The sequence below is a fragment of the Mycobacterium sp. 1081908.1 genome (assembly GCF_001673535.1).
GTDB lineage: Bacteria > Actinomycetota > Actinomycetes > Mycobacteriales > Mycobacteriaceae > Mycobacterium.
The window spans coordinates 77,125-100,924 of record NZ_LZLY01000143.1 but is presented as its reverse complement, the minus strand read 5'-3'; the positions used below and the strand labels follow the sequence as shown (position 1 = coordinate 100,924).

The 23,800-nt window shown below is 67.1% G+C and carries 23 protein-coding genes, 1 other RNA gene and 1 pseudogene; 16 read left to right on the top strand and 9 right to left on the bottom strand.

From position 1 onward, the window contains the following. A pseudogene (locus A5655_RS27490) lies at positions 1-215 on the top strand (homogentisate 1,2-dioxygenase); the annotation flags it as partial. Between the two features lie 326 nt (positions 216-541). Here the strand turns inward: A5655_RS27490 and A5655_RS23865 are convergent. Together A5655_RS23865 and A5655_RS23860 are read right to left on the bottom strand one after the other, a co-directional pair. Next, positions 542-1,513 (bottom strand): NADPH:quinone oxidoreductase family protein, encoded by a 972-nt coding sequence (locus tag A5655_RS23865; RefSeq protein ID WP_067014479.1) that lies wholly within the window; start codon positions 1,511-1,513, stop codon positions 542-544. Between the two features lie 22 nt (positions 1,514-1,535). Next, positions 1,536-2,534, bottom strand: a complete 999-nt coding sequence (locus tag A5655_RS23860) for an acryloyl-CoA reductase (protein ID WP_067014475.1) — start codon at positions 2,532-2,534, stop codon at positions 1,536-1,538. Positions 2,535-2,557: 23 nt separating this feature from the next. Between A5655_RS23860 and A5655_RS23855 the strand changes: the two genes are divergently transcribed. Then, positions 2,558-3,415, top strand: a complete 858-nt coding sequence (locus tag A5655_RS23855; RefSeq protein WP_067014473.1) for an oxidoreductase — start codon at positions 2,558-2,560, stop codon at positions 3,413-3,415. Then, positions 3,415-3,942 (top strand): GNAT family N-acetyltransferase, encoded by a 528-nt coding sequence (locus A5655_RS23850; RefSeq protein ID WP_067014470.1) that lies wholly within the window; start codon positions 3,415-3,417, stop codon positions 3,940-3,942. Before A5655_RS23855 ends, A5655_RS23850 begins: the two co-directional genes overlap by 1 nt. On the opposite strand, the gene A5655_RS23845 is transcribed toward A5655_RS23850, so the two are convergent. From A5655_RS23845 to hisN, 3 genes are all read right to left on the bottom strand, one after another. Continuing rightward, positions 3,935-5,140 carry an acyl-CoA dehydrogenase family protein gene (locus A5655_RS23845; protein WP_067014465.1) on the bottom strand — a complete coding sequence of 402 codons (1,206 nt, stop codon included), beginning with the start codon at positions 5,138-5,140 and terminating at the stop codon, positions 3,935-3,937. The genes A5655_RS23850 and A5655_RS23845 overlap by 8 nt on opposite strands. A 32-nt stretch (positions 5,141-5,172) precedes the next feature. Beyond that, positions 5,173-6,582, bottom strand: coding sequence for an acyl-CoA dehydrogenase family protein (locus A5655_RS23840; protein WP_067014461.1), 1,410 nt, complete (start codon positions 6,580-6,582; stop codon positions 5,173-5,175). 89 nt (positions 6,583-6,671) lie between these two features. Further along, the gene (gene hisN / locus A5655_RS23835; protein ID WP_067014458.1) at positions 6,672-7,451 is read right to left on the bottom strand and encodes a histidinol-phosphatase; all 780 of its coding nucleotides are present in this window, start codon (positions 7,449-7,451) and stop codon (positions 6,672-6,674) included. A 23-nt stretch (positions 7,452-7,474) separates the two neighbouring features. Here hisN and A5655_RS23830 point away from each other — a divergent pair, with 23 nt between their 5' ends. Further along, complete coding sequence (locus A5655_RS23830; protein ID WP_067014455.1) at positions 7,475-7,792, top strand: hypothetical protein; 318 nt, start codon at positions 7,475-7,477, stop codon at positions 7,790-7,792. Here the strand turns inward: A5655_RS23830 and A5655_RS23825 are convergent. Beyond that, positions 7,789-8,946, bottom strand: a complete 1,158-nt coding sequence (locus A5655_RS23825; RefSeq protein ID WP_067014452.1) for a PPE family protein — start codon at positions 8,944-8,946, stop codon at positions 7,789-7,791. The two genes, A5655_RS23830 and A5655_RS23825, sit on opposite strands and share 4 nt — an antisense overlap. A 364-nt stretch (positions 8,947-9,310) precedes the next feature. Between A5655_RS23825 and A5655_RS23820 the strand changes: the two genes are divergently transcribed. Continuing rightward, entirely contained in the window at positions 9,311-10,048 is a 738-nt protein-coding gene (locus tag A5655_RS23820; RefSeq protein ID WP_067014449.1) for a universal stress protein, read from the top strand. A gap of 84 nt (positions 10,049-10,132) precedes the next feature. Here the strand turns inward: A5655_RS23820 and A5655_RS23815 are convergent, their stop codons facing one another. Further along, positions 10,133-11,494: an FAD-dependent oxidoreductase gene (locus tag A5655_RS23815; protein ID WP_067014446.1), complete on the bottom strand. Its 1,362-nt coding sequence runs from the start codon at positions 11,492-11,494 to the stop codon at positions 10,133-10,135. 141 nt (positions 11,495-11,635) lie between these two features. Between A5655_RS23815 and prfB the strand changes: the two genes are divergently transcribed. The 11 genes from prfB to ssrA all read left to right on the top strand — a co-directional run bounded on the left by prfB (position 11,636) and on the right by ssrA (position 20,865). After that, positions 11,636-12,742, top strand: coding sequence for a peptide chain release factor 2 (prfB, locus tag A5655_RS23810; RefSeq protein ID WP_067014443.1), 1,107 nt, complete (start codon positions 11,636-11,638; stop codon positions 12,740-12,742). Then, positions 12,732-13,730: a mechanosensitive ion channel family protein gene (locus tag A5655_RS23805; RefSeq protein WP_067014440.1), complete on the top strand. Its 999-nt coding sequence runs from the start codon at positions 12,732-12,734 to the stop codon at positions 13,728-13,730. Before prfB ends, A5655_RS23805 begins: the two co-directional genes overlap by 11 nt. After that, on the top strand, positions 13,727-14,209 hold the full coding sequence (locus A5655_RS23800) for a hypothetical protein (RefSeq protein WP_067014437.1): 483 nt from the start codon (positions 13,727-13,729) through the stop codon (positions 14,207-14,209). Before A5655_RS23805 ends, A5655_RS23800 begins: the two co-directional genes overlap by 4 nt. Positions 14,210-14,252: 43 nt before the next feature. Further along, on the top strand, positions 14,253-14,942 hold the full coding sequence (gene ftsE, locus A5655_RS23795) for a cell division ATP-binding protein FtsE (RefSeq protein ID WP_067014435.1): 690 nt from the start codon (positions 14,253-14,255) through the stop codon (positions 14,940-14,942). After that, the gene (gene ftsX, locus A5655_RS23790; protein WP_067014432.1) at positions 14,943-15,836 is read left to right on the top strand and encodes a permease-like cell division protein FtsX; all 894 of its coding nucleotides are present in this window, start codon (positions 14,943-14,945) and stop codon (positions 15,834-15,836) included. It begins immediately after the preceding gene. 2 nt (positions 15,837-15,838) lie between these two features. Further along, complete coding sequence (gene smpB / locus A5655_RS23785; RefSeq protein WP_067014429.1) at positions 15,839-16,348, top strand: SsrA-binding protein SmpB; 510 nt, start codon at positions 15,839-15,841, stop codon at positions 16,346-16,348. Continuing rightward, on the top strand, positions 16,345-17,190 hold the full coding sequence (locus tag A5655_RS23780) for an EamA family transporter (RefSeq protein WP_369807244.1): 846 nt from the start codon (positions 16,345-16,347) through the stop codon (positions 17,188-17,190). The genes smpB and A5655_RS23780 overlap by 4 nt, the downstream gene beginning before the upstream one ends. Before the next feature lie 60 nt (positions 17,191-17,250). Continuing rightward, a complete protein-coding gene (locus tag A5655_RS23775; protein ID WP_067014424.1) occupies positions 17,251-18,495 on the top strand; it encodes a 26S protease regulatory subunit in 1,245 nt (414 codons plus the stop codon). Continuing rightward, entirely contained in the window at positions 18,495-19,529 is a 1,035-nt protein-coding gene (locus tag A5655_RS23770) for a tetratricopeptide repeat protein (protein WP_067014421.1), read from the top strand. Before A5655_RS23775 ends, A5655_RS23770 begins: the two co-directional genes overlap by 1 nt. Positions 19,530-19,547: 18 nt before the next feature. After that, entirely contained in the window at positions 19,548-20,393 is an 846-nt protein-coding gene (locus A5655_RS23765; RefSeq protein WP_067014418.1) for a maleylpyruvate isomerase family mycothiol-dependent enzyme, read from the top strand. Positions 20,394-20,497: 104 nt separating this feature from the next. After that, positions 20,498-20,865: a transfer-messenger RNA gene (ssrA, locus tag A5655_RS23760) on the top strand. A 561-nt stretch (positions 20,866-21,426) separates the two neighbouring features. Here ssrA and A5655_RS23755 read toward each other — a convergent pair. Both A5655_RS23755 and A5655_RS23750 read right to left on the bottom strand, forming a co-directional pair. Continuing rightward, a complete protein-coding gene (locus A5655_RS23755; protein WP_067014415.1) occupies positions 21,427-22,869 on the bottom strand; it encodes a CoA transferase in 1,443 nt (480 codons plus the stop codon). Next, the gene (locus A5655_RS23750; RefSeq protein WP_082978846.1) at positions 22,866-23,795 is read right to left on the bottom strand and encodes a PHB depolymerase family esterase; all 930 of its coding nucleotides are present in this window, start codon (positions 23,793-23,795) and stop codon (positions 22,866-22,868) included. The genes A5655_RS23755 and A5655_RS23750 overlap by 4 nt, the downstream gene beginning before the upstream one ends. Positions 23,796-23,800 lie beyond the last annotated feature (5 nt).

Below are 23,800 nucleotides of genomic sequence, written 5' to 3'. Positions count from 1 at the left end.
GCCGGACCGCCAACATGTACCGGCGCAACGACCCCACCGCATATCGGTCGGTCGGCCCGCTGTCCCCCGTCGACGTGCTCGCCGGGGAATTGAAACCCAGCGATGCGACCGACGCCGGTGGCGGGCCCCTGCTGATGTTCAGCAACGACGACTGCCGAATCCTGTTGAGCCGCCGCCACGAGGAGATGCCGTTCTACACCCGTCACGTCGACGGGGGACAGCGGGCCGACCGACCGATATGCGGTGGGGTCGTTGCGCCGGTACATGTTGGCGGTCCGGCCGGTGAACCCGCCCCGGCCCAGCTCGTCGTCCTTGAGCCCGCCGAGATCGGCATGAAGCCGGCGCGGCGTCCTGCCTTTTCGCAAGTGAACGAAGGATTCCATGGGCGACTCCCGGGCTCCGGCGAACGGCAGAAACTGAAAGTGACATTACTTTTTGTTTTGGCACCGCACAAGGGTGGGCTTCGCGAGACTTAATCCGCTGCGCACCGCTCCGGCGCGTCTTCGCCGACGTTTATGTGTCGCGCGAGAACGGGGCGACGTTAGTCGCGGACGCGCACCACAACTTTGCCTTTGGCGGTGCGGTTTTCGAGCGACGCGACCGCCGCGGCCGCCTGCTCCAGCGGGTAGACCTCGGGCGTCGGGGCGGCCAGCCGGCCCGAGCTGAGCAGCGCCTCCAGCCCGGCCCACTGCTCGGCCAGCGCGTCGGGGTGCGTCGCGGTCCACGCTCCCCAGCCCACGCCGACGACGTCAATGTTGTTGAGCAGCAGCCGGTTCACCTTGACCGTCGGGATGTCCCCGCCGGTGAACCCGATCACCAGCAGCCGCCCGCCGGGGGCGAGCGAGCGCAGCGAATCGGTGAACCGGTCGCCGCCGACCGGGTCCACCACCACATCGACGCCGCGGCCGCCGGTGAGTTCCTTGACCGCGTCCTTGAAGCCCTCGGCCAGCACCACATCGGTGGCGCCGGCGGCCGTCGCGACGTCGGCCTTGTCTTCGGTGCTGACGACCGCGATGGTGCGGGTTGCCCCGAGCAGCGATGCCAGCCGCAGCGTCGACGTCCCGATCCCGCCGGCGGCGCCGTGCACCAGCACGGTCTCGCCGTGGGCCAGGCGCCCGCGCACGGTCAGCGCGAAGTACACCGTCAGGTCGTTGAAGAGCAGGCCGGCGCCCGCCTCGAAGCTCACGTTGTCCGGCAGCTTGAACACCCGGTCGGGCTGCACGACGGCCACCTCGGCCATGCCGCCGGACAGCATCGTCAATGCGACGACCCGGTCGCCGGCTTTCACATGGGTGCCGTCCGGCGCCGACCGCACCACGCCGGCGATCTCGGCTCCGAGCACGAACGGCGGCTCGGGCCGGTACTGATACAGACCGCGGGTCAGCAGCGCGTCGGGGAACGCGGCGCCGGCGGCGTGCACCTCCACGACCACCCCGTCGCCGGAGGGTTCGTCGACCTCCGCCACCTCGATCGCGTCCGGACCATCCAGCCGAGTCACCCGTGCCGCCCGCATGGTCGGACAGCCTAACGCCGACTCAGAATCCGCCGGCGACCCGCACCACCGCCCGGCCGGTGAAGGCGCCGGCGCGCAGCTGGTCGAGGACGCCGACCACGTCCTTGACGTCCACGTCGCTGGTGAGCGAATCGAGGTGACGCGGCCGCAACGAATCGCCCAGCAGCGCCCACAGCTTCCGGCGCGGGCCGATCGGCAGCAGCACCGAATCCATCCCGAGCAGCGCGATGCCGCGCAGGATGAACGGCATCACCGTGGTGTGCAGCGCCGGGCCACCCGTGAGGCCGCTGCAGGCGACCGCCCCGCCGTAGTCCACCGCGCTGAGCACATCGGCCAGCGTCGCGCCGCCCACACAATCCACCCCCGCCGCCCAGCGCGCCTTGGCCAGCGGCCGCGGCTTGGCATCGGGATCTTCCGGCAGCCGTCCGATAACCTCCGCGGCGCCAAGCTCTTTCAGCAAATCGGCCGCGCTTTCCTTGCCGCTCGACGCCACCACCCGGTACCCGGCGGCCGCCAGCAGGTCCACGCTGACCGAGCCGACGCCGCCGGAGGCGCCGGTGACGACGACCGACCCGGCGCCGGGTTGGACACCCCAGTCGATCAACGCCTGCACGCTCATGGCGGCGGTAAAGCCGGCGGTGCCGATCGCCGCGCCCTCATACGGGCTCAAGCCGCCCAGGGCCACCACCTGGTCGGCCGGCAACCGGGCGTATTCGGCGTAGCCGCCGTGGTGGCCGGTGCCGATCGCATAGCCGTGGGCCAGCACCTTGTCGCCGACGGCGAAGTCGGGGGAGTGCGACTCGACGACCTCGCCGGTCAGGTCGATGCCCGGCACGACGGGATAGTTGCGCACCACGCCGCCTCCGGGCGTGACCGCCAGCGCGTCCTTGAAGTTGACGCTCGAATACTCCACGCGGATCGTCACCTCGCCGGGAGGCAGGTCGGAGGCGCTCAGCGTCTCGACCGACGCGGTTATCCGGTCACCGTCCTGACGCGCCACCAGCGCTTGAAACGTTTCCATACCGACGACGCTAACCTCACCCCATGGAATCCTTTCCACTCGGTGGCTTTTCCGTCGCCCGCATCGGCTTCGGCGCAATGCAACTGCCCGGTCCGAATGTGTTCGGGCCGCCGCGGGACCGCGACGAAGCGCTGGCGGTGCTGCGGCGGGCGGTCGAACTCGGGGTCGATCACATCGACACCGCGCAGTTCTACGGCCCCGACGTGGCCAACGAGCTCATCCGCGAGGCGCTGCATCCGTATCCGCAGAACCTGGCGTTGGTGAGCAAGGTCGGCGGGCGCCGCGACGAAACCGGCGCCTGGCTGCCGGTCGAGGAGCCGGCCGACCTGCGCCGCGACATCGAGACCAACCTGAGCGCCCTCGGCGTCGATCGGCTGGCCGCGGTCAACCTGAGGCTCTTCGAGAGCGACGGGCCGGACGAACTGTTCGACGAGCAGCTTTCGGTCATGATCGCCGCGCGCGACGAGGGGCTGATCGGTGGCATCGGGCTGAGCAGCATCAACCGTGAGCACCTGCTGCACGCCCTCGAACGGACCGAGATCGCCTGCGTGCAAAACGCTTTCAATCTCGTTGCGCGAGAGTCGGCCTCGGTGCTGGAGGAGTGCACCAGGCGCGGGATTGCATTCGTTCCGTTCTTCCCGCTCGGCGCGGCCTTCGCGCGGCCCAACCCGGTGCTGACCCACCCGCTGGTCGTCGACGCCGCGCAGCGGCTCGGCCGCACGCCGGCGCAGGTCGCGCTGGCCTGGACGCTGAGCGTGGCGCCCAACGTGCTGCTGATCCCGGGCACCTCGTCGGTGCGGCACCTGGAGGAGAACATGGACGTCGCGTCCGTCGAGCTGGACGAGGACACCCGCGAGCAGCTGGACGCCGTCGCTACTTGATGCCGTCCCGTGTCCGACCCGCCACCGCCGCCGATGCCGCGGCGTGTGTCGAGGTTTACCGTCCTTACGTGCTCGATACCGCAATCACGTTCGAGACGGAAGAGCCGACGATCGAGAAAATGGCGGAGCGCATCGTTGGTGCCCACGAATGGCTGGTGCTCGAGGTCGACGGAGCGGTCGCAGGTTATGCGTATGCGCACCAGTTCAATTCGCGCGCCGCGTACCAGTGGTCGGTCGAAACGAGCGTCTACGTCGCGCAGGACCACCGAGGTACCGGCTGCGGCCGGATGCTCTATGCGGAACTACTGCAGCGCCTCGCCCAACGCGGCTTCCGGCGCGCGTTCGCGGGGATCGCGCAACCCAACGATGCCAGCAATGCGCTCCATCGAGCGAATGGCTTTCGGCCGGTGGGCCGTTACCGCCGTGTCGGGTGGAAAAGCGGCGCCTGGCACGACGTCGAGTGGTGGCAGCTGGACCTGCTCGGGCCGGACGACGAGGTGGACCCTCCGCTCCCGGTCGCTACTTGAGCTGCGCCGACGACAGGCCGAGCAGGCGGCGGGCGACCACCAGCTGCTGAATCTGCTGGGTGCCCTCGAAGATGTCCAGGATCTTGGAATCGCGCGCCCACTTCTCCAGCAGTGACTGCTCGGAATACCCTGCGGTGCCAGCCAATTCGACGGACTTGAGGGTGACGTCGCTGGCCATCCGCCCGGCCTTGGCCTTGCTCATCGACGCTTCTTTGGAGTTGGGGATCTTGTTGTCGGCCTGCCACGCCGCGCGCAGCGACAGCAGGTAGCTGGCCTCCCAGTCGGCCTCCATCCGCAGGAACTCGGCGGCGGCCGCGCTTTGGGCGTGCGACGGCCGGTCGTAGCAGATCTCGACCCCCGCCTCGGTGAGGATCTTGCGGATTTCCTCCAGCGCGGCACGGCCGACGCCGATGGCCATGGCGGCGACGATCGGGCGCGTGTTGTCGAAGGTCTCCATCACCCCCGAAAAGCCCTTGCCGACCTCGATTTCGGGATTGCCCAGCAGGTTGTCCTTGGGAATGCGGACGTTGTCGAACCGGATCGCGGCGGTGTCCGAACCCTTGATGCCCAGCTTGTGCTCGAGGCGTTCGACGGTGACGCCGGGATGTTCGCGCGGCACGATGAAGGACTTGATCGCGGCGCGGCCCGCTGACTTGTCCAGCGTCGCCCACACCACGATGTGGGTGGCGCGCGAGCCCGCGGTGACGAAGATCTTCTCGCCGTTGATGACGTACTCGTCGCCGTCGAGCTTGGCGGTGGTCGACACCGCCGCCGAGTCGGATCCAAAGCCGGGTTCGGTGATGGCCATCGCCGCCCATACCTTGCCCAGGCGTTCCAGCTGTTCGTCGGTGGCGACCGCGGAGATGGCGGCGTTACCCAGCCCCTGATAGGGGACCGACAGCATCATCGCGACGTCGCCCCAGCAGGCCTCCATGGTCTGCAGCAGCGCGGCCATGTTGGCGCCGTTGTGGTTTCGGTCCCGGTCCTCGTCCTCGTCCCGCAGCGCGTCGGCCCCGGCGAATTGGATTGACTCGGAAGCCCCCTCGAAAAGGCTGATCAGGGTGTCCAGCTCGACGGGGTAGGCGTGCTCCTTGAGGTCGTACTTGCGCGCGATCGGCCGCATCATCTCGGCGGCGCCCTGATGGGTCTTGACGATCACCGACTGCAGCTTGCGGGGCAGTTCCAAATTGATTGCCATGATTGGTCTTTCGGCTCGAGTTAGATGACGACCTAGATGACGACGACGCCCTCGGCGACGCCGATGGCCCGCAGGTCGCGGTACCAGCGCTCGACCGGGTGCTCCTTGGTGAAGCCGTGGCCGCCGAGCAGTTGCACGCCGTCCAGGCCGATCTGCATGCCCTTGTCGGCGCCGAGCCGCTTGGCCAGCGCCGCCTCCCGGGTGAACGGCAGGCCCTGCTCGGCGCGGGCGGCGCCGCGCCAGGTGATCAGCCGCAGCCCGTCCAACTCGATGGCGATATTGGCGCACATGAAGGCGACAGCCTGGCGATGCGCGATCGGCTCGCCAAAGGCCTCGCGATCCTTGACGTAGGGGACGACGTAATCGAGCACCGCGTGCGAGGTGCCGACCGCGAGCGCCGCCCAACCGAGCCGGGACAGCGCGATCGCCTCGGAGTAGTCCTCGTCCGAGGCCTCGTCCTCGCCGAGCCGGGCGCTCAGCGGCACCGACACCCCCGACAGTTCGACCTGGCCCAGGGCCGCGGCGCGGATCCCCATGCTCGGATCCGCTTTGACGGCAAGGCCTTTGGCGGACGACTCGACGATGAACAGTGCGGGCTTGCCATCCAGCTGGGCGCCGACGACGAACAGCTCGACGTCGGCCGCGGCCGGAACCAGCGACTTCACGCCGTCGAGCCGGTAGCCGCTCGGGGTGCGCACGGCGGTGGTCTTCAACCGGGTGGGATCGAACAGCGGTTGCGGCTCGGCGATCGCCACGCAGGCCTGCGGGACCTTCTCGCCGGCGAACTCGTGAAGGTAGGTGGCCTGCTGGTCGGCGCTGCCCCAATGGGTCAGCGCCGCGGCGACGCCGCCGGGCGCCAGGATCGGCAGCGCCAGGCCCATGTCGCCGTAGGCGAGCGCCTCGGCCGCCAACACGTTGGTCACGCTGGAGCGGTGCGCGGCGATGCCGTCGAAATCCTCGGGGATGTTGATCGCGGTGATGCCCAGCTCGGCGGCCTTCGCGATCAGGTCGGGCGGGTAGGTCGCGGCCTCGTCGGCGTCGTGCGCCGCCGGACGCAGCACCTCCGCGGCGAACTCGTCGAGGGTCTCGACGATCATCTTCTGCTCGTCGTCGGGCGTCAGGTCGAAGTAGTCCTTGCCGCTGGACTTCAACCGGGTCGGTCCGCCGCGCAGGTTCTGGACCCGCTTGAACTGGCGGGATGTGGCGGCGGCGGTGGAGAAGATCGTCTTCGTGCCGTAGCGCAGACCCCGGTTGAGCGGGTCACGCAGGTGGTATTTGTCCAGAAATTCCTGGCCGACCAGCGGGGTGAGCAGCGCCAGGGTGATGTCGATGCCGGTCCGCTTGTGCGGTTGCAGCCCGACGCCGGTCTTGCGGCCGCGCCGCTTGAAGCGTGAGCGGGTGTTCTCTGAAGTCTGTCGTGAACCGGAACGGGTGTCGGTCATTTCGGCCTCTGTCGATGGGCGTCGCGGATAAAACCTATCTTACTCCGGAGTAAGATAGATGCGAAAGCGTGTTAACTAATTCACAAAGACTAGGCCCGCAGGCGCGAAAGCACCTGCTCATGGAGCAGGCCGTTGGTCGCGACGGCGCTGCCGGCGTGCGGGCCGGCGGTCCCGTCCAGGCCGGTGAACGTCCCGCCCGCCTCGCGCACCAGGATGTCGAGCGCCGCCAGATCCCACACCGACACCTCCGGCTCGGCGGCGATGTCGACGGCGCCCTCGGCGACCAGGCAGTAGGACAGGAAGTCGCCGTAGGCGCGCACCCGCCACACCGCATCCGTCAGTTCGACGAAGCGATCGCGCAGGCCGCGTTGCGCCCATCCGGACAGGCTGGAGAACGACAGGCTGGCCGAATCCAGTTGTCCCACTGAGGAAACCGATAGCGGTCGCGGGGCGCCGCCGTCGATCGCCGCGAACGCGCCGCGGCCGCGCGCCGCCCACCAGCGACGGTGCAGCGCCGGCGCGCTCACGACGCCGACCGACGAAACGCCGTCCGCGAGCAGCGCGATCAAGCTGGCCCACACCGGCACCCCGCGCACAAAGTTCTTGGTGCCGTCGATCGGATCGATGATCCATTGGCGCCCGCTGAAGGTGGCGGTGCCGCCGAACTCCTCGCCGACGATGCTGTCCTGGGGCCGCTCACGCCCCAGCACGTCGCGCAGCTCGGTCTCGACGGCTTGATCGGCGTCCGTGACCGGCGTCAGATCCGGTTTGGTGTCGATGCGCAGGTCAAGCGCGCCGAACCGCGCGGAGGTCAGCACATCGGCGCGGTCGGCCAGCGCGAGCGCCAGCGCCAGATCGTCGCGACTCATGGGAGCAGTCCTACCATGGCCGGGTGTGGGAATACGGTGTGCTGATTCTGCTCGTGGCGGTGCTGGGGGTGGCCCTTGCCCAGCGGTTCGTCCCGCGCGGCCCCCGCGGTGAGCTCGCGAGCGGCACCCTGCTGGTGACCGGTGTCAGCCCGCGGCCGGACGCGGCCGGCGAGCAGTACGTCACCGTCGCCGGCGTCATCAACGGCCCAACGGTCAGCGAGTACGAGGTGTATCAGCGGATGGCGGTCGACGTGGACCACTGGCCGACCGTGGGTCAGCTGCTCCCGGTGGTGTATTCGCCGAAGAACCCGGACAACTGGAGGTTCGCGCCGGCTGCCTAGCCTCCCGCGGGCGGGCGAGTCATCACCGTCAGCCGGGTCCCGTAGCGCGGCAGGACGCCCGAGGCCCGGGCCAGCGTCCCCGCCGGCATGCCGGGAACGCCCGGATAGCCCGAACCGGCCAACTCGTCGGTGCCCGGAAGGGTGGTCAGGCCGGCGGGTTGCAGCGCCGAGACGCGGCTGGCGGACGGCGCCGACCAGCTGGCCGGCACCGACATCGGGCCGATCGCATTCGCCCGGGCCATGCTCACCGTGACCGCGTTGGGCAGACCGCCGACACCCGTCGCCCCGGCGGCGCCCTGCAATTGCCCGAGCCCTATCGGCCCGAGCGCGGGCGCGGGCCCGGCCGCGCCGGCCAGATAGGTCAGGTTGCTTTGGGCGCCGATCAGCGAAACCGGAATGCCCTCGATGTTGGCCAGCGAGCTCGTTGCCGTGTTCGTGGCGAGGATGCCGTCGAGCACGTTGAGGCTGTCCAGCCCGTTGGCGGTAATGGGAATGGGGCTGAGCTTCAGCAAGGCGTCCAGGTTGTCGTAGATCTGATCGCTCCACCCCTTGAGCGTTGAGTACAGGTCGCCGAGCGGGTTGTTGGCCGCCTGGTTGGCCGCGGCGGACTGCTCGTTAACGCCATCCGGGTTGGTGGTCTGTTGCGGCGACGCAAAGGACGCCAGCCGGGAAGCGGCCGCCGAGCTGACCGCGTAGCCGTTCATCGCGGTGGCGTCCTGGGCCCACATCTCGGCGTACTGGGCCTCGGTCGCCGCGATCGCCGCGGTGTTCTGGCCGAAGAAGTTCGTCGCGATCAGCGCCTGCAGCTGCGCGCGGTTGATCGCTATCACCGGCGGGGGAACCGTCATGGCGAAGGCCTGGTCGAACGCCGCCGCCGCGGCCCTGGCTTGCATGGCCGTCTGTCTCGTCTGCTGGGCGGTTGTGCTCAGCCACTCCACATAGGGGGTCGCCGCGGCGGTCATCGCCGCCGACGCCGGGCCGTGCCAGTGCAGGGTGGTCAGGGCCGAGAGCACAGAACCATAGGTCTCGGCCGTGGTGCCCAGTTCGGCGGATAGCGAGTCCCAGCTTCCCGCCGCGGCCATGAGCGACCCGGAACCGGGGCCGCTGTACATCCTGGCGGAATTGATTTCGGGCGGAAAAAGGGCGTAATCCATTGTCAGTTCTCCCTTAGGGGTGTGACTGGTGAACCGTGCCGAGCCCGAATCGGCACCTTTCCTCCGCCGACCCGTTGGCGGTGGTCATCAAAATGTAGGCGCCGATGCGCGTTTGTACTGGAGTTTTAGGGCCAAAAGGCAAGTGGGTCAGACGATGCCGGCCGCCTCGATTGACGCGATGGCTGAAAACGGCCAAATTCGTTCCTGGGTCCCGGGGCCGCGAAAGCGGAATCCGGACAGCCGACGGCCATCGCCAAGCGACACGGCCAAGCGACGAAGGCGACGGTCGGATAGGGACCAATGGCCCCCATTTGTGGACCGAATGCCCTGGGCCGTCTCGGCTGCCCGTCAATAACGTGGCGGGATGGCCGATTCAGCCCCGACGGTCGTCGTCGGTGTCGACGGGTCGAAAGCGGCCACCGACGCGGCGCGCTGGGCGGTCGACGAAGCGGTCAGTCGGGACATCCCGCTGCGACTGGTGTACGTCGTCGCGCCGCCGGATTCTCAGCCGCGCTGGGTCCACGACGGCCGATTGGCCGCCGCCCGCGCCGTGTTGCACGACGCCCGTCGGGCGGTCGAGGCGACCGGGGAACAGGTGAAGATCGAAGGCGAAATCCTTTGGGGCAGCCCACTTGTCAAGCTGATGGAAGAGTCGAGGTCGGCGGCGATGATCTGCGTCGGCTCCATCGGGCTCAACCATGCCGCGCGCGGTGTCGGCTCCCTTTCGGCGAACCTGGCCGCGTCGGCGCTGTGTCCGGTGGCCGTCATCCGCCGCCCGGCGGGCAGGCCGGCGACCGCCGAGCTCGGTCGCGTCATCGTGCCGGCGGACAACGCGATCCTGGCCGGCGCCGGCGGCTATGTCGTCAAAGACGTCAAGGGGATGGAATTGTCCTGCGCCATCAAGGATGTGGCCGCCGGACGGTCGCTGCTCGACACCCAGGCCGCGGCGGCAACGATGGCCCGGTTGTGGTGGATCATCGAGAACAGCGACGAGCTGTCGGCCTTCGACGACCGGGAACGAACGTTGTTGGGATTGCTCGGCGACGGCCTGACCAACCGGCAAATCGCCGACCGGACGTTGCTTGGCGAGGACGTCGTGTAGAACCACGTGTCGCGCCTGCTAGTCAAATTGGGCGTGTCCCGCCAGCCCAATCGCACCTACCGCCAATGGTTTTGATGCGCCCGGTCAGCCGTGGCTGATTCGTAGCATCTCGGCCACGCTCGGCAGCTTGACGCGGGGCCGCCCGTGCGGCTCGCCGGCCGCTCGCTCGTGGCGATCGATGACCTCCCAGTGCGCCGACGTCACCACTTTCGGCTGCCGGGACACCAGCCAATCGGCCAGCGAGTCGGCGTGGTCCGCCGGGAACTCCGCGAGCGCCTCGGCGCCGGCCAGGTCGTTCAGCAGCGTGTCGACGGTGTCCTGGGAGTCCTTCTTGTTGGTGCCGATCACACCCGTCGGCCCGCGCTTGATCCATCCGACGACGTACTCGTTGCGGCTGCCGTGCACGCGGCCGTCGGTGTTGGGGATCGTTGCGCTCTTGTCGTCGAAAGGCAGTCCCGCCGTGGGCATGCCGCGGTATCCGACGGACCGCACGACCAGCTGGGCAGGCAGCTCCTCCCGCTCGCCGGTGTCCTTGGCCGCGACCCGCCCGCTCTCGTCGCTGACCAGTTCGTTGCGGCCCAGCACGATGCTCTCGACCTTGCCGTCGCCCTTGATCTCTATCGGCGAAGTCAGGAAGCGGAAGACTATGCGACGGTGACCGGGTCGCGGCTCGCGCGCGGCGTAGTCGCGCATCACCTTGATGTTCTGCTTGGTCGTCTTGCCCGCCGCCGCCGCGTCCTCGTCGGTGATGCCCTCCAGATCCGCCGGGTCGATGATCACGTCGACACCTTCGAGGTCCGCCAGCTCGCGCAACTCCAGCGTGGTGAACGCCGTCTGCAGCGGCCCCCGCCGGCCGATCACCACCACCTCGGCGACGCCGCAGGGGCGCAGCGACTCCAGGGCGTGGTCGGCGATGTCGGTGCGGGCGAGCTCGTCGGGGTCGGTGACCAGGATGCGGGCGACGTCCAGCGCCACGTTGCCGTTGCCGATGACCACGGCCCGGGCGCCCGACAGGTCCGGGGTCGCCTGCTCGAAGTGCGGGTGCGCGTTGTACCAACCCACGAATTCGACGGCGGCCATGCTGCCCGGCAGGTCCTCGCCGGGGATCTTCAACGACCGATCCGATTGCGCCCCGATGGCGTAGATCACCGCGTGGTAGCGCTCGGCGAGTTCGGCGGCGCTCACGTGCTCACCGACCACGACGTTGCCGAAGAAGCGCAGCCTGGGGTCTTCGGCGGTCTTCTCGAATTGTTTGCTGATCGACTTGATCTTCGGGTGGTCGGGCGCGACGCCGGAGCGGACCAGCCCCCAGGGCGTCGGCAGCATCTCGATTATGTCGACGGCCACGTCGATGTCCTCCGACGCGTCGGCCGCCTTGAGCAAGGACGCCGCTGCGAAGAAACCCGACGGCCCGGAGCCGACGATCGCGACGTGATATGGGCGCATACTCCAGCCTTCTGGTCGTGCCTGGCCGCGCGCGATGGGGGCTGAGCGTCGCGGTCCGGGCTGCACGTACTGGTCACCTGATGCTAAACGCTGCGGCCCGGTCGGCGACCTGTGCGTTCGTCGCCGGTAACGTGGGCGCCTGTGGAACCCGACCGTCAAGCCGATATCGCCGCCCTGGACTCCACCCTGACCACGGTGGAGCGGGTGCTCGATGTGGAGGGTCTGCGCAGCCGCATCGAAAAGCTGGAGCACGAGGCGTCCGATCCCAAACTGTGGGATGACCAGGGCAACGCGCAGCGGGTGACCAGCCAGTTGTCGCACGCCCAGGGGGAGCTGCGCCGCGTCGAGGAGCTGCGGCAGCGCCTCGAGGATCTTCCGGTCATGTACGAGCTGGCGGCCGAGGAGGATGCGGCGGACGCCCTGGCCGAGGCCGACGCCGAACTCAAGGCGCTGCGCGCCGATATAGAGGCCGCCGAGGTGCGCACGCTGCTGTCGGGCGAGTACGACGAGCGCGAGGCCCTGGTCACCATCCGCTCCGGCGCCGGCGGGGTGGACGCCGCCGACTGGGCCGAGATGCTGATGCGGATGTACATCCGCTGGGCCGAGCAACACAAGTACGGCGTCGAGGTGTTCGACACCTCCTACGCCGAAGAAGCCGGGATCAAGAGCGCGACGTTCGCGGTGCACGCGCCGTACGCCTACGGCACGCTGTCCGTCGAGCAGGGCACGCACCGGCTGGTCCGGATCAGCCCGTTCGACAACCAGAGCCGGCGGCAGACTTCCTTCGCCGAAGTCGAGGTGCTGCCGGTGGTGGAGACCACCGACCACATCGACATTCCCGACGGCGACGTGCGCGTGGACGTCTACCGTTCCAGCGGCCCGGGCGGTCAGTCGGTGAACACCACCGACTCGGCGGTTCGTTTAACCCACATCCCAACGGGTATCGTCGTGACTTGCCAGAACGAAAAATCGCAACTGCAGAACAAGATCTCGGCAATGCGAGTGCTTCAGGCAAAGTTGTTGGAGCGCAAGCGATCAGAAGAACGCGCTGAGCTGGACGCGTTGAAGGGTGAGGGCGGCAGCTCCTGGGGTAACCAGATGCGCTCCTACGTACTGCACCCGTATCAGATGGTCAAGGATTTGCGAACCGACTACGAGGTGGGCAATCCGGCCGCCGTCCTGGACGGAGACATCGACGGGTTCCTGGAAGCGGGAATCCGGTGGCGCAACCGAAAAGATGACGACTAACACGACTGTTCTTGCATCGACCGCTTCGATAAAGGCGCTGGGCTGGCACGACTTCTGGCGCGGCGAAGCCGGGCAATGGATCATCACCCGCGGCCTGCGCATCGTCATGGTGCTGATCGCGGCGGTCCTGATGGCCCGGTTCGTCAACTGGGTGGCGCAACAGGTGACCCGTCAGCTCACCGAGGGCTTCGCCGAAAGCGACGCGCTGGTGCGCTCGGAGACGTCCAAGCACCGTCAGGCGCTGGCGTCGGTGATCTCCTGGGTGTCCATCGTCATCATCGGCATCTGGGTGATGATGCAGATCGCCGGCATCCTGCAGTTTTCGGTGGGCGGACTGGTCGCGCCCGCCACCGTGGTCGGCGCCGCGCTGGGTTTCGGCGCCCAGCAGTTGGTGCGGGATCTGCTGTCCGGGTTCTTCATCCTGGTGGAGAAGCAGTATGGGTTCGGTGACCTGGTCACCCTGACCGTCGTTTCCGCGACGGAAGCCACCGGCACCGTCGAGAACGTGACATTGAGGGTGACCCGACTGCGTTCGCCGGATGGCGAGGTGCTGACCATTCCCAACGGGCAGATCGTCAAGGTGGTCAACCTGTCCAAGGATTGGGCGCGCGCGGTGGTGGATATCCCGGTGTCGACCAACGCCGACCTGAACCGGGTCAACGACGTCTTGCACCAGGAGTGCGACCGCGCGATGGAAAACCCGGTGCTCGGGGAATTGCTGTTGGACCCGCCGACCGTGATGGGCGTGGAAAGCATCGAGGTCGACACCGTCACCCTGCGTGTGGTGGCCCGCACCCTGCCCGGCAAACAGTTCGAGGTCGGGCGGCAGTTGCGTGTCCTGGTCATTCGGGCGCTGGCCCGGGTGGGCATCGTGACCGCGGCGGACGCGACGATAGGCCTGGTTGAGGACGATCCTTCCGTGCCGGCCGCCCAGGCCGCCGAGAAGTCGGCTGACGGCAAAGCCGAAGACGCGGTGCAGCGGCGGTGAAGTTCACCGTGAGCATCCTCGAGAGGCGGAGCGAGGACAAGCAACGACGACGCTGGAGCCACCTCTTCGGCGGCCGCATGCGCACGTCCACGCTGGTCCTGATCGTCGCCTTCCTGGCGGTGTGGTGGACCTACGACACCTACCGTCCGGAAACGGCGCCCAAGCCGCCGGCCCCGCAGGTGGTGCCGCCGGGATTCGTGCCCGATCCGAACTACACCTGGGTGCCCCGCACCCGCGTGCAGCAGCCGCCCGCCACCGTCACCTTCACGCCGACGCCGACGACGACGGCGCCGCCGAGCACCACCACGCCGCCGCCCGTCACCACGACCACCACGCCGCCGCCGTTCCAGCTGCCTACGCCGCCGTGCCTGCTGCCGCCGCCCTTCTGCCCGCCCAGCACCAGCCCGACGCCGTCGCCGCCGCAGCTACCCCAGCCGGGGCCGGGTCCGGTGCCGAGTTCCCCGCCACCGGCCAGCTGACTTGGCTTACCAGCGAAATCCACGGCTACACTGGCGTGCCGTGATGATCACCCTTGACAACGTCAGCAAGAAGTACAAAGCGTCGGCTCGCCCGGCGCTGGACGACATCAACGTCAAAATCGACAAGGGTGAATTCGTCTTCCTGATCGGCCCGTCGGGCTCCGGAAAGTCGACGTTCATGCGGCTGCTGCTGGCCGAGGAGAGCCCGAACACCGGCGACATTCGGGTCTCGAAGTTTCACGTCAACAAGCTCCCCGGACGCCACGTCCCGAAGCTGCGCCAGGTCATCGGCTGCGTGTTCCAGGATTTCCGGCTGCTGCAGCAGAAGACCGTGTATGAAAACGTCGCTTTCGCGCTGGAGGTCATCGGCAAGCGCCGGGACGCGATCAACCGGACCGTGCCCGAGGTGCTGGAAACGGTCGGCCTGTCCGGAAAGGCCAACCGACTGCCCGGCGAGTTGTCCGGTGGCGAGCAGCAACGGGTCGCCATCGCCCGCGCGTTCGTCAACCGCCCGCTGGTGCTGTTGGCCGACGAGCCGACCGGCAACCTCGACCCGGACACCAGTAAGGACATCATGGATTTGTTGGAGCGGATCAACCGCACGGGCACCACGGTGCTGATGGCGACGCACGACCACCACATCGTCGACTCCATGCGGCAGCGGGTCGTCGAGCTGTCGCTCGGCCGGCTGGTTCGCGACGAGCAGCGCGGCATCTACGGGATGGATCGCTAAGTGCGCTTCGGCTTCCTTCTCAACGAGGTCCTGACCGGCCTTCGTCGCAACGTCACCATGACGGCCGCGATGATCCTGACGACCGCGATCTCGATCGGCCTGTTCGGCGGCGGCCTGCTGGTGGTCCTGCTGGCCGACCATTCCCGCGCCATCTACCTCGACCGTGTCGAGACGCAGGTCTTCCTCACCGAGGACGTCTCCGCGAACGACCCGTCGTGCGGCACCAACCCGTGCAAGGCGCTGCGGGAAAAGATCGAAGCCCGACAAGACGTCAAATCGGTGCGGTTCCTCAACCGTCAGGACGCCTACGACGACGCCATCCGGAAGTTCCCGCAGTACAAGGACGTTGCCGGAAAGGATTCTTTCCCAGCATCGTTCATCGTCAAGCTGGAGAATCCCGAGCAGCACAAGGACTTTGACTCCGCGATGCAGGGACAGCCCGGGGTGCTTTCCGTGCTCAACCAGAAGGACCTGATCGACCGCCTCTTCGCGGTCCTGGACGGCCTGAGCAAGGCCGCGTTCGCCGTCGCCCTGGTGCAGGCCGTCGGCGCGATCCTGTTGATTGCCAACATGGTCCAGGTGGCGGCGTATACGCGCCGCACGGAGATCGGGATCATGCGCCTGGTCGGCGCCAGCCGCTGGTATACCCAGTTGCCGTTCCTGGTCGAGGCAATGGTCGCCGCGGCCGTCGGCGTGTCCATCGCGGTCGCCGGCTTAATCCTGGTGCGGGCAACCTTTTTGGATAACGCGCTGAACCAGTTCTACCAAGCCAACCTGATCGCCCGGGTCGACTACGCCGACATCATCTACATCTCGCCATGGCTGTTCCTGCTCGGCGTGTCGATGGCCGCGTTGACCGCCTACGTGACGTTGCGCCTGTACGTACGGCGGTAGCTGTGGCCAACGACTCCAGCCGGGCCAAGTCGGCGGGCGGCAAGCGCGGCAGCAAACAGATCGTGGCCACCAATCGCAAAGCGCGGCACAATTATTCGATCCTCGAGCTTTTCGAGGCGGGGGTGGCTTTGCAGGGCACCGAAGTGAAGAGCTTGCGCGAAGGCCATGCGTCACTGGCCGATGCGTTCGCAACCGTCGACGACGGCGAAGTCTGGTTGCGTAACCTGCACATTCCGGAGTACGAGCACGGTAGCTGGACCAACCATGACCCACGTCGCAATCGAAAGTTGTTGTTACATAGGCAACAAATCGACAGACTGGTCGGCAAGATACGGGATGGTAACCTCGCCCTCGTGCCATTGTCTCTGTATTTCTCCGAAGGAAAGGTCAAGGTCGAGCTCGCGCTGGCGCGCGGCAAGCGAGCCTATGACAAACGCCAGGACGTGGCCCGCCGAGACGCCCAACGCGAAGTGACCCGTGAACTGGGGCGCCGAGCCAAGGGCATGAACTGATTGGGGCGGCTTACGCCCAGCTGTCTGCCGTTACGTACGGCGTCAGCGATTTCGTGGGCGGTGTGGCCGCTCGACGGGTAGCAGCGCTGCGGGTGATGCTCGTGGCCTACCCGATCGAGGCGGTATTGCTGGGTCTGCTGGCCGTCGCGGCGGGCGGACCGATTCGGTCCGGCGCGGTCATTTGGGGCGGCCTGTACGGCGTCGGGATGGCGTTCGGCATGTGGGCGTTCTTCGCCGCGCTGGGTGCCGGGCCGATATCGGTGGTCTCACCCTTGGCCGCCGTGCTCAACGCCGCGGTGCCGGTGGCGGTCGGTGTGGCCCTGGGGGAGCGCCCCGGCCAGGCGGCCTCGTTAGGCGTCGTGCTGGCCCTGGTCGCGGTGATGCTGGTCAGCCGCGAGGCCAACGTCGAGGGCACCACGCCGTACCGATTCACCCCGAAGGTCGCCTGGCTCACGGTGGTGGCGGGCTCGGCGATGGGACTGAACATGGTGTTCCTTCATCAGGCGCCACACGAGACCAAACTCTGGCCACTGGTGTTCGCCCGGCTGTCCGCTACGGCCGTGGTCTTCGCCATGTCCGCGATGAGCAAGAACCTGAAGATGCCGCGCGGGAAGCCGCTGAAGCTGGCCCTGGGCGTGGCCGTGCTGGACATCTGCGCCAACGTGACCATGCTGCTGGCGCTGCACACCTGGCTGCTGTCGCTGGCCAGCATCCTGATCTCGCTGTATCCGGCGGCAACGGTCGTGCTGGCGATGGTGGTGCTGCGCGAGCGGGTGAGCCGATGCCAGGGCGTCGGCATGGTGATGGCCATGGGTTCCGTGGCGATGATCGCCGCAAGCTGACCCTTCCGCCGCGCCTTACCATGGTGCCGATAGCAGCGGAAGTCGCGTCGGGAGGGTGCGTTGGGCGCGTTTGATACCGAGGACCCGGTGATCCGGGAGTTGTCCGGCGCGGTGGAACGCAGCCCCGAAGTGATCGAGTTGCGTTTACACCTCGCCGGCCTGCTGGCGGACAAGGGGCGCTACGCCGAGGCGCTGAACCACTGCAGCGCGGCGTTGAGCCGGGACGCCGCCAACGCGGACGCGCTCAGCCTGTTGCAGCGGTGCAGCGCCGCGCTGGCCGGCGCGTCCGGCGAGCCGGCGCCGGGGGAGGCGCCCTCCATGGGCAATGAGGGTTTCGATTGGTCCAGCGCCGAACGCGAAGTCGAGGGCATCATCGCTCCCGCATTCGTCGAGCCGACCCCCGACGCGGTCGACGAGACGGACTTCGAAGTGGTCGAACGAAGCCAGGTGCGGCTGGCGGACGTCGCCGGCATGGCCGAGGTCAAACAACAGATCGAGCTCTCGCTGCTCGGCCCGATCCGCAACCCCGAGCTGATGAAGGCCTACAAGATCTCGGCGCGCGGCGGCCTGCTGCTCTACGGGCCGCCCGGCTGTGGCAAGACCTACATCGCGAAGGCGATTTCGGGCGAGATGGGCGCGAACTTCTATCAGGTGGGGATCGCCGACGTCTTGCATAGTTGGCTCGGTGAGTCCGAGCGCAGCGTCCACTCGATATTCGAGACCGCCCGCCGAAACGCCCCCTGTGTGCTGTTCTTCGACGAGGTGGACGCGTTAGGGCACCGTCGGTCCGGGCTGGTTGGCGGTTCCGGCCTGCGCACGGTCGTCAACACCCTCCTAGAGGAAATGGACTCGGCCACGTCCACCAACGACGGTGTCTACGTGCTCGGTGCGACCAACGCCCCATGGGACGTCGATCCGGCCCTGCGACGGCCGGGCCGATTCGACCGGATGATCTTCGTGGCCCTGCCCGACCTCGAAGCCAGGACCGGCATCGTCCGCTTTCACCTGAGGGATCGACCGGTAGCGGGCATCGACCTTCGATCGATCGCCGGCCGCACCGAGGGGTTCTCGGGTGCCGACCTCGCGCACATCTGCGACACCGCAACGCAATTGGCGATGGCGGACTCGCTGCGCAGCGGTCAAGTTCGCCCGGTGACCATGGCCGACGTCGACGCCGCCGCCGCGCAAATACGGCCCAGCACCGGGCCGTGGTTCGAGACGGCCCGCAACGTCGTCGAATTCGCCAATAACGACGGCACCTACGACGAGCTGGCGAAGTACCTGCGGCGCAGGAAAATGCGGTAATGCCGGAGTCCGGCCTCGATCAGCCGGATCAGGCCGTGCGCCTCGCCGAGGCCTACTTCGACAGCAAGAACTACGAGCGCGCCCGCGACGTGCTGCGGCAATCGTTGGCGCGACACCCGAACGATCCGAGCCTGCTGGCACACCACGCCCGCGCCGAATACATGCTCGACAACTATCCGGGCGCAGCCTGGAGCGCGTACGCCGCGTTGTCCGCGGCTCCGCAGGACGAGATGTCCATGCGGATATACGCGCTGGCGCTCGACGGCCTGGGTCGCGGTTACGAAGCCTTATGGATGGCCTGGCGAACGGTGGTCGCCCACCCCAATGACCATCTGCCGCATCGCCTTTACGCGCGGATGCTGCACAAGGCGCTCCACCACTCGGCAGCGCTGCTCGAAGTGGACGAGGCGCTAAGGCTTGATCCGGCGAGCGTCGACGCGCTGATCCTGCGCGGCTCCATCCTGCACGACCTGCGCAGGATGGGGGAGTCGGACGCGGCATATCAGCAGGCGCTGACGCTGGATCCCGGCAACGCCGAGGCGCTCAACAACTTGGCCGTCAACCGGCTGCGGCGCGGCGGGTTCCAGCACGCGTTGCGGGGCTTTCTCGGGGCGGCGGGTATCGACCCGACCTTGGGAGACCTCGCCCGCAGGAATATCGGCGTGGTTCTGCGCAAGGTGCTCAGGCTCGTGACGATCGCGGCGACGATTCTCGGCTTTCTCGTCGCTCTCGCCGCGGGACTGTACAGCGAAGGCCACCCGACGACGGTAATTCGAGTGCTGGCCGGCTTGGTCGCCGCGGCGCTGGTCGCGGTCCTCGTGCGGTTGGGGCGCGCCATCCCCCGCCCCGTCCTGGTATCGGTCCTGCGGCAGCAGTTCTTTGTCGCGCTGCGCATTGCCCATTCGCTGCTCGCGGTCGCAGCCGGGACCTGGATCGCAGTCTGGCCTGGGCCCGTCGGCATGGTCGGCGTCGGCGGCATGCTTACGATCAGCGGACTGATCCTTTTTCGGGTTGGCTCCTTTATAGGAACATGACCGGCCTACTATCCGACCATGGCCGACCGCCCCGTCACCCAGCTGGATAAATCCGACGTCCTCTCGGGGCTCTTCGCCGTGTGGGACTCCATCGACGCGCTGCTCGACGGGCTGCCCGAGGACGATTGGCTGGCCGCGACGCCACTGCCCGGGTGGGACGTCAAGGCCGTGGTGTCGCACATGATCGGCACCGAGTCGTTCCTGGTCGGCATCGCCGCGCCGCAGCCCGACATCGACGTCAAGGCGCTCGACCACGTCCGCAACGACATCGGCGCGATGAACGAGTGCTGGGTGCGTCACCTCAGCGGGGAGTCGGGCGCTGAAGTGCTGGCACGGTTCAGGGACATCACCAGCGATCGGCGCAAGGTGCTGACAAGCATGTCGGACGAGGAGTGGAACGCGGTGACGGTGACGCCGGTGGGCCCGGAAAGCTACGGCCGGTTCATGCGGGTGCGCGCGTTTGACTGCTGGATGCACGAGCAGGACATTCGGCAGGCGTTATCGCGGCCGTCGTCCGACTCCGAGCTGGACTCGATGGCGGCGGAACTTTCCCTCGACGAGATCGCGTCCACGATGGGCTACGTGGTGGGCAAGCGCGGCAAGGCGCCCGACGGCTCGCGCATCCTGTTCGAACTGACCGGCCCCGTGGCCCGCGACATCCGCGTCAACGTCGACGGACGCGCGCAGGTGGTCGACGACTTCGGCGGCCAGGAACCGACGGCGACGATCCGGCTGGACGGGCTGCAGTTCACCCGGCTGTCCGGCGGGCGGCCGATGTGCCCCGCCCGCGCCCAGGACGTCGAGGTCGGCGGCGACAACGACGTGGCCAACCGGGTGGTCGAGAACCTGAATTTTGTGATCTGACCGCGTCCCGGCCGGGAAGTTTATTCCGTTGCCGCTCGTTATCAGGCGGGTACCATGGATTGTCCTGCCGAAAGTCGGCGGGGATGCTCGAAGAAAACAGACAAGGGGCTGAACGGTTTCGACTTCGCGCATCGAATCAAGGGAAGCGTGCCGGTGCAGGCAAGAGACCACCGTAAGCGTCGTTGCAACCATATAAGCGCCGATTCACATCAGCGCGACTACGCTCTCGCTGCCTAAGCGACAGCTAGTCCGTCAGACCGGGAACGCCCTCGACCCGGAGCCTGGCGTCAGCTAGAGGGATCCACCGGTGAGTCCGGTCGCGGGACTCATCGGGACATACACAGCGACTGGGATCGTCATCCTGGCTGGTTCGCGTGACCGGGAGATCCGAGTAGAGGCATAGCGAACTGCGCACGGAGAAGCCTTGAGGGAATGCCGTAGGACCCGGGTTCGATTCCCGGCAGCTCCACCTAAGACCGCAGGTCAAACTGGGTAAACTAACCGAATAGAGGCTTCCGCAGAGAGAGCTTTTAGGCCGGGTGAGGGCGGGACGGCAAAGCTAGAGCTATATAACGATCGTCACGGAGGCGTCCGGAAGCAGTTGCCTGGCAGTCATACTCGTCCAGTAATTGGCTCATTCACGCTGGCTGAGGATTGCGGTCAGCTCGCTTACAGCTTTAGGCATGCTCTGACGGTTGCGTGGATAGGCAAGCCGAAATCGACCGTCGGCAATTAGCTGGACGACGTTGCAAGCTCGGCGCGCTTTGGGAGGACGGGTGCGACGTCAACTCCGTTCGTGCTGTTAAGGCCGCGCTCGGATGCGGTCAAAAGCGCGCAGATGCAGCGCTTTACGCCTTTCGGGCAGCGCAGGGACGCGTAGGGGAATCGGCTGCCTAAGGTACCGAGGGGGGTGGCCGTCTCTCGGAGAGAGAGACGAAGCTGGCCGTTCGATCGGGCGGCGAGCGCATTCAAGGGGCACCCCCCCCGTCCCGCCTCCGGGACAACGCGGCTTCGATCTTGATGCTGGGGACGCTTAGGCGGTCAACCACTCGGGATGACTCGAACCCTTAGGGATCAAGATTGGGTCCATCCAGCGGGCTTGCGTGTGACTGAAAGTTACTGGCGGGGCGAGCATATGCAGATCGCCGAGGGGTGTTTCTGCATCGTATGCGGCAGGTTCGCGGATGGTGCGCTCGTCGTCGCTTCCGGCCTTCTTCGGGTCAACCAGTCCCAGCGTCTGATACCACATGGCCGTGCGGGTGAGGTTGACCGTGACGTGCCAACTACCGCCCTCTGTGGCTTGCTTGATCAACCCGGCGGCGGCACCGAGCGCGCCCATGTAGCCGGTGATGAAATCGTTGATCATGCCTGTCGGGGGCAGTTTCGGATGGTCGCCGCCGCCTTCAATGCTCATCAGCCCCGATGCGGCAGAGCCGTTCATGTCGAAGCCGCCGCGTTGGGCCCACGGTCCCTCTGAGCCGTAACAGGTGACCGACACGTTCACCAGGCCGGGGTGGGTCTGTGCGAGGTGGCCTGGGTCGATACCGAGCTTCTCTAGTTTTGATCCGCGATGGTTGTTGACGACGACGTGCGCGTTGGCCAGGAGCCGTTCAGCGTCGGCTTGCCCTTTGTCCTTCGTCAGGTCGATGTTGGCGCTACGCGATCCGATGTTGGCTTCGGCATAGATGAAGTCGTGCTCGTAGTCCATCGGCCGGGTTGCGCACAGTACGTCTGCGCCATGCTCGGCCAGCGTCCTTCCGACCGTCGGTCCCGCGATGGCGTGTGTGAAGGAGAGCACCCGCACTCCGTCGAAGGCCCGCTTCGCGGGGCCGAGAGCGCGTGGCGGAGCGTCGCCGATACGGCGCAGGCCGATGACGGGTTGTGTCGCGAGAAGGGCACCGTGCGGGTGAGCCAGCCACTCGTCGGGAGTGCGTGCCACGCAGAGCGGCAACCCGGCGGCGTTGGCCTTCTCTTCGAGTTCGAAGCTGTCCCACTTCGAAAAGGCATCAGCGACTTTGGCGTAGTCCGGCGGCACGTCGAGGAAGCGGCACCACTTGGCGGCCAGGTGCGGATAGACGCCGGAGGCCATGACGGTGCGCCCGTCGCGAGTTCGGTAGGGCAACAGGAGGAATGGGTTATCGGGCACCAGAGCGAAGGACGGCAGATCGCCGGCTAGGGAGGGATGCCAGAACGCATGGGGGGTGATGTGGTGGACAGCTTGGCGCAGGTCTAAGTGCAGGTCTTGATCGGGTCCGCCACGATGGCGCAGCAGTGCTGCCGCCGCGACCGCGTTGCCCATCATCGGGATGCCGATGCACGCACCAAGGCGGTGACGAGCGGCCACGATGGGGTCTTGTCCGTCGAAGGTGACGTTGCCGCCTGCGTCGGCTGTGGACAGTCCGACCTCGCCCAGCAGTCCGTTGAGCGCCGTGACGGGGTTGAAACCGTTCTGCTCGGCAGGCTGATTGTTGGTCATGCTGTATCTCCTTGCTGCTCAGTATCTTTAGTTGATAGTCGGAAGAAGTCGGCAACTGCGTCGGCGGCGCAGAGGTCGCGGGTGGAAGCTCCCCAGAACCACTTCGCGGATGTGTGGCGCGGGTTGGGAAGTACATGCCCGCCGCCGTGTACCGCGTAAAAGCGCACTGGCGCATGGCCGGGGTGTTCATAGTCGTAGCGCACGACGGAGGTGGAGTCGCCGTCTGCTCCGTAATGTGGCAGAGGGGTGATGGTCGGTTCGCTCGTTATTCCGTTGCGTGTAGCGAAGTACCTGGCGCTGTGTTCGGCAGATAGGTGCTCCCCCTTAGGGAAGTGACCGTGGAAGCCAACGATGCCGCCTTCATACGGGGCCAGTGGGTCGGCAGTGCCGTGAATCGTGATCACTGGCAACGCTTGTCTGGCGTCGTGGCTGATGTTCAAGTTCGTGGCAGCGGGCACGTTGGCACTGAGTACGGCGGCTCCGGCCAGCAGTTCGGGGATTTCGTGAATGAGTCGAATAGTCATCTGTCCGCCGAGGGAGAAGCCAACGACGTAGGTCTTGCTGGGATCGACACCTTCGGTCATGACGGCGTGGTCAATGAGGGCGCGGATAAATGCAACGTCATCAACTTGTTTGGTGCTTTGACGCAACATGATCGCTTTGCGAGCGCCGTTCCAGTCGCGATGTATGGCGTCTGGGTAAATGACGACGGCGCTACCGTCGGCGGCGCAGGAGTCGAAGCTGTAGCCCGCGAAGGGGCGAATGCCGCCAGCCGTTTGCAGCGTGCCGTGCAGCATCAGCACCAGGGCGGGACGCGGCTGGCGCTTTCGTCCAGTCGCCACTAGGAACGTGCGTTCATGCCGACCAATCGTCATGTACTCGCGTCGGACGCTTACATCGGGCCGTGTGGCTGCCGTGGTGGCCATGCCCC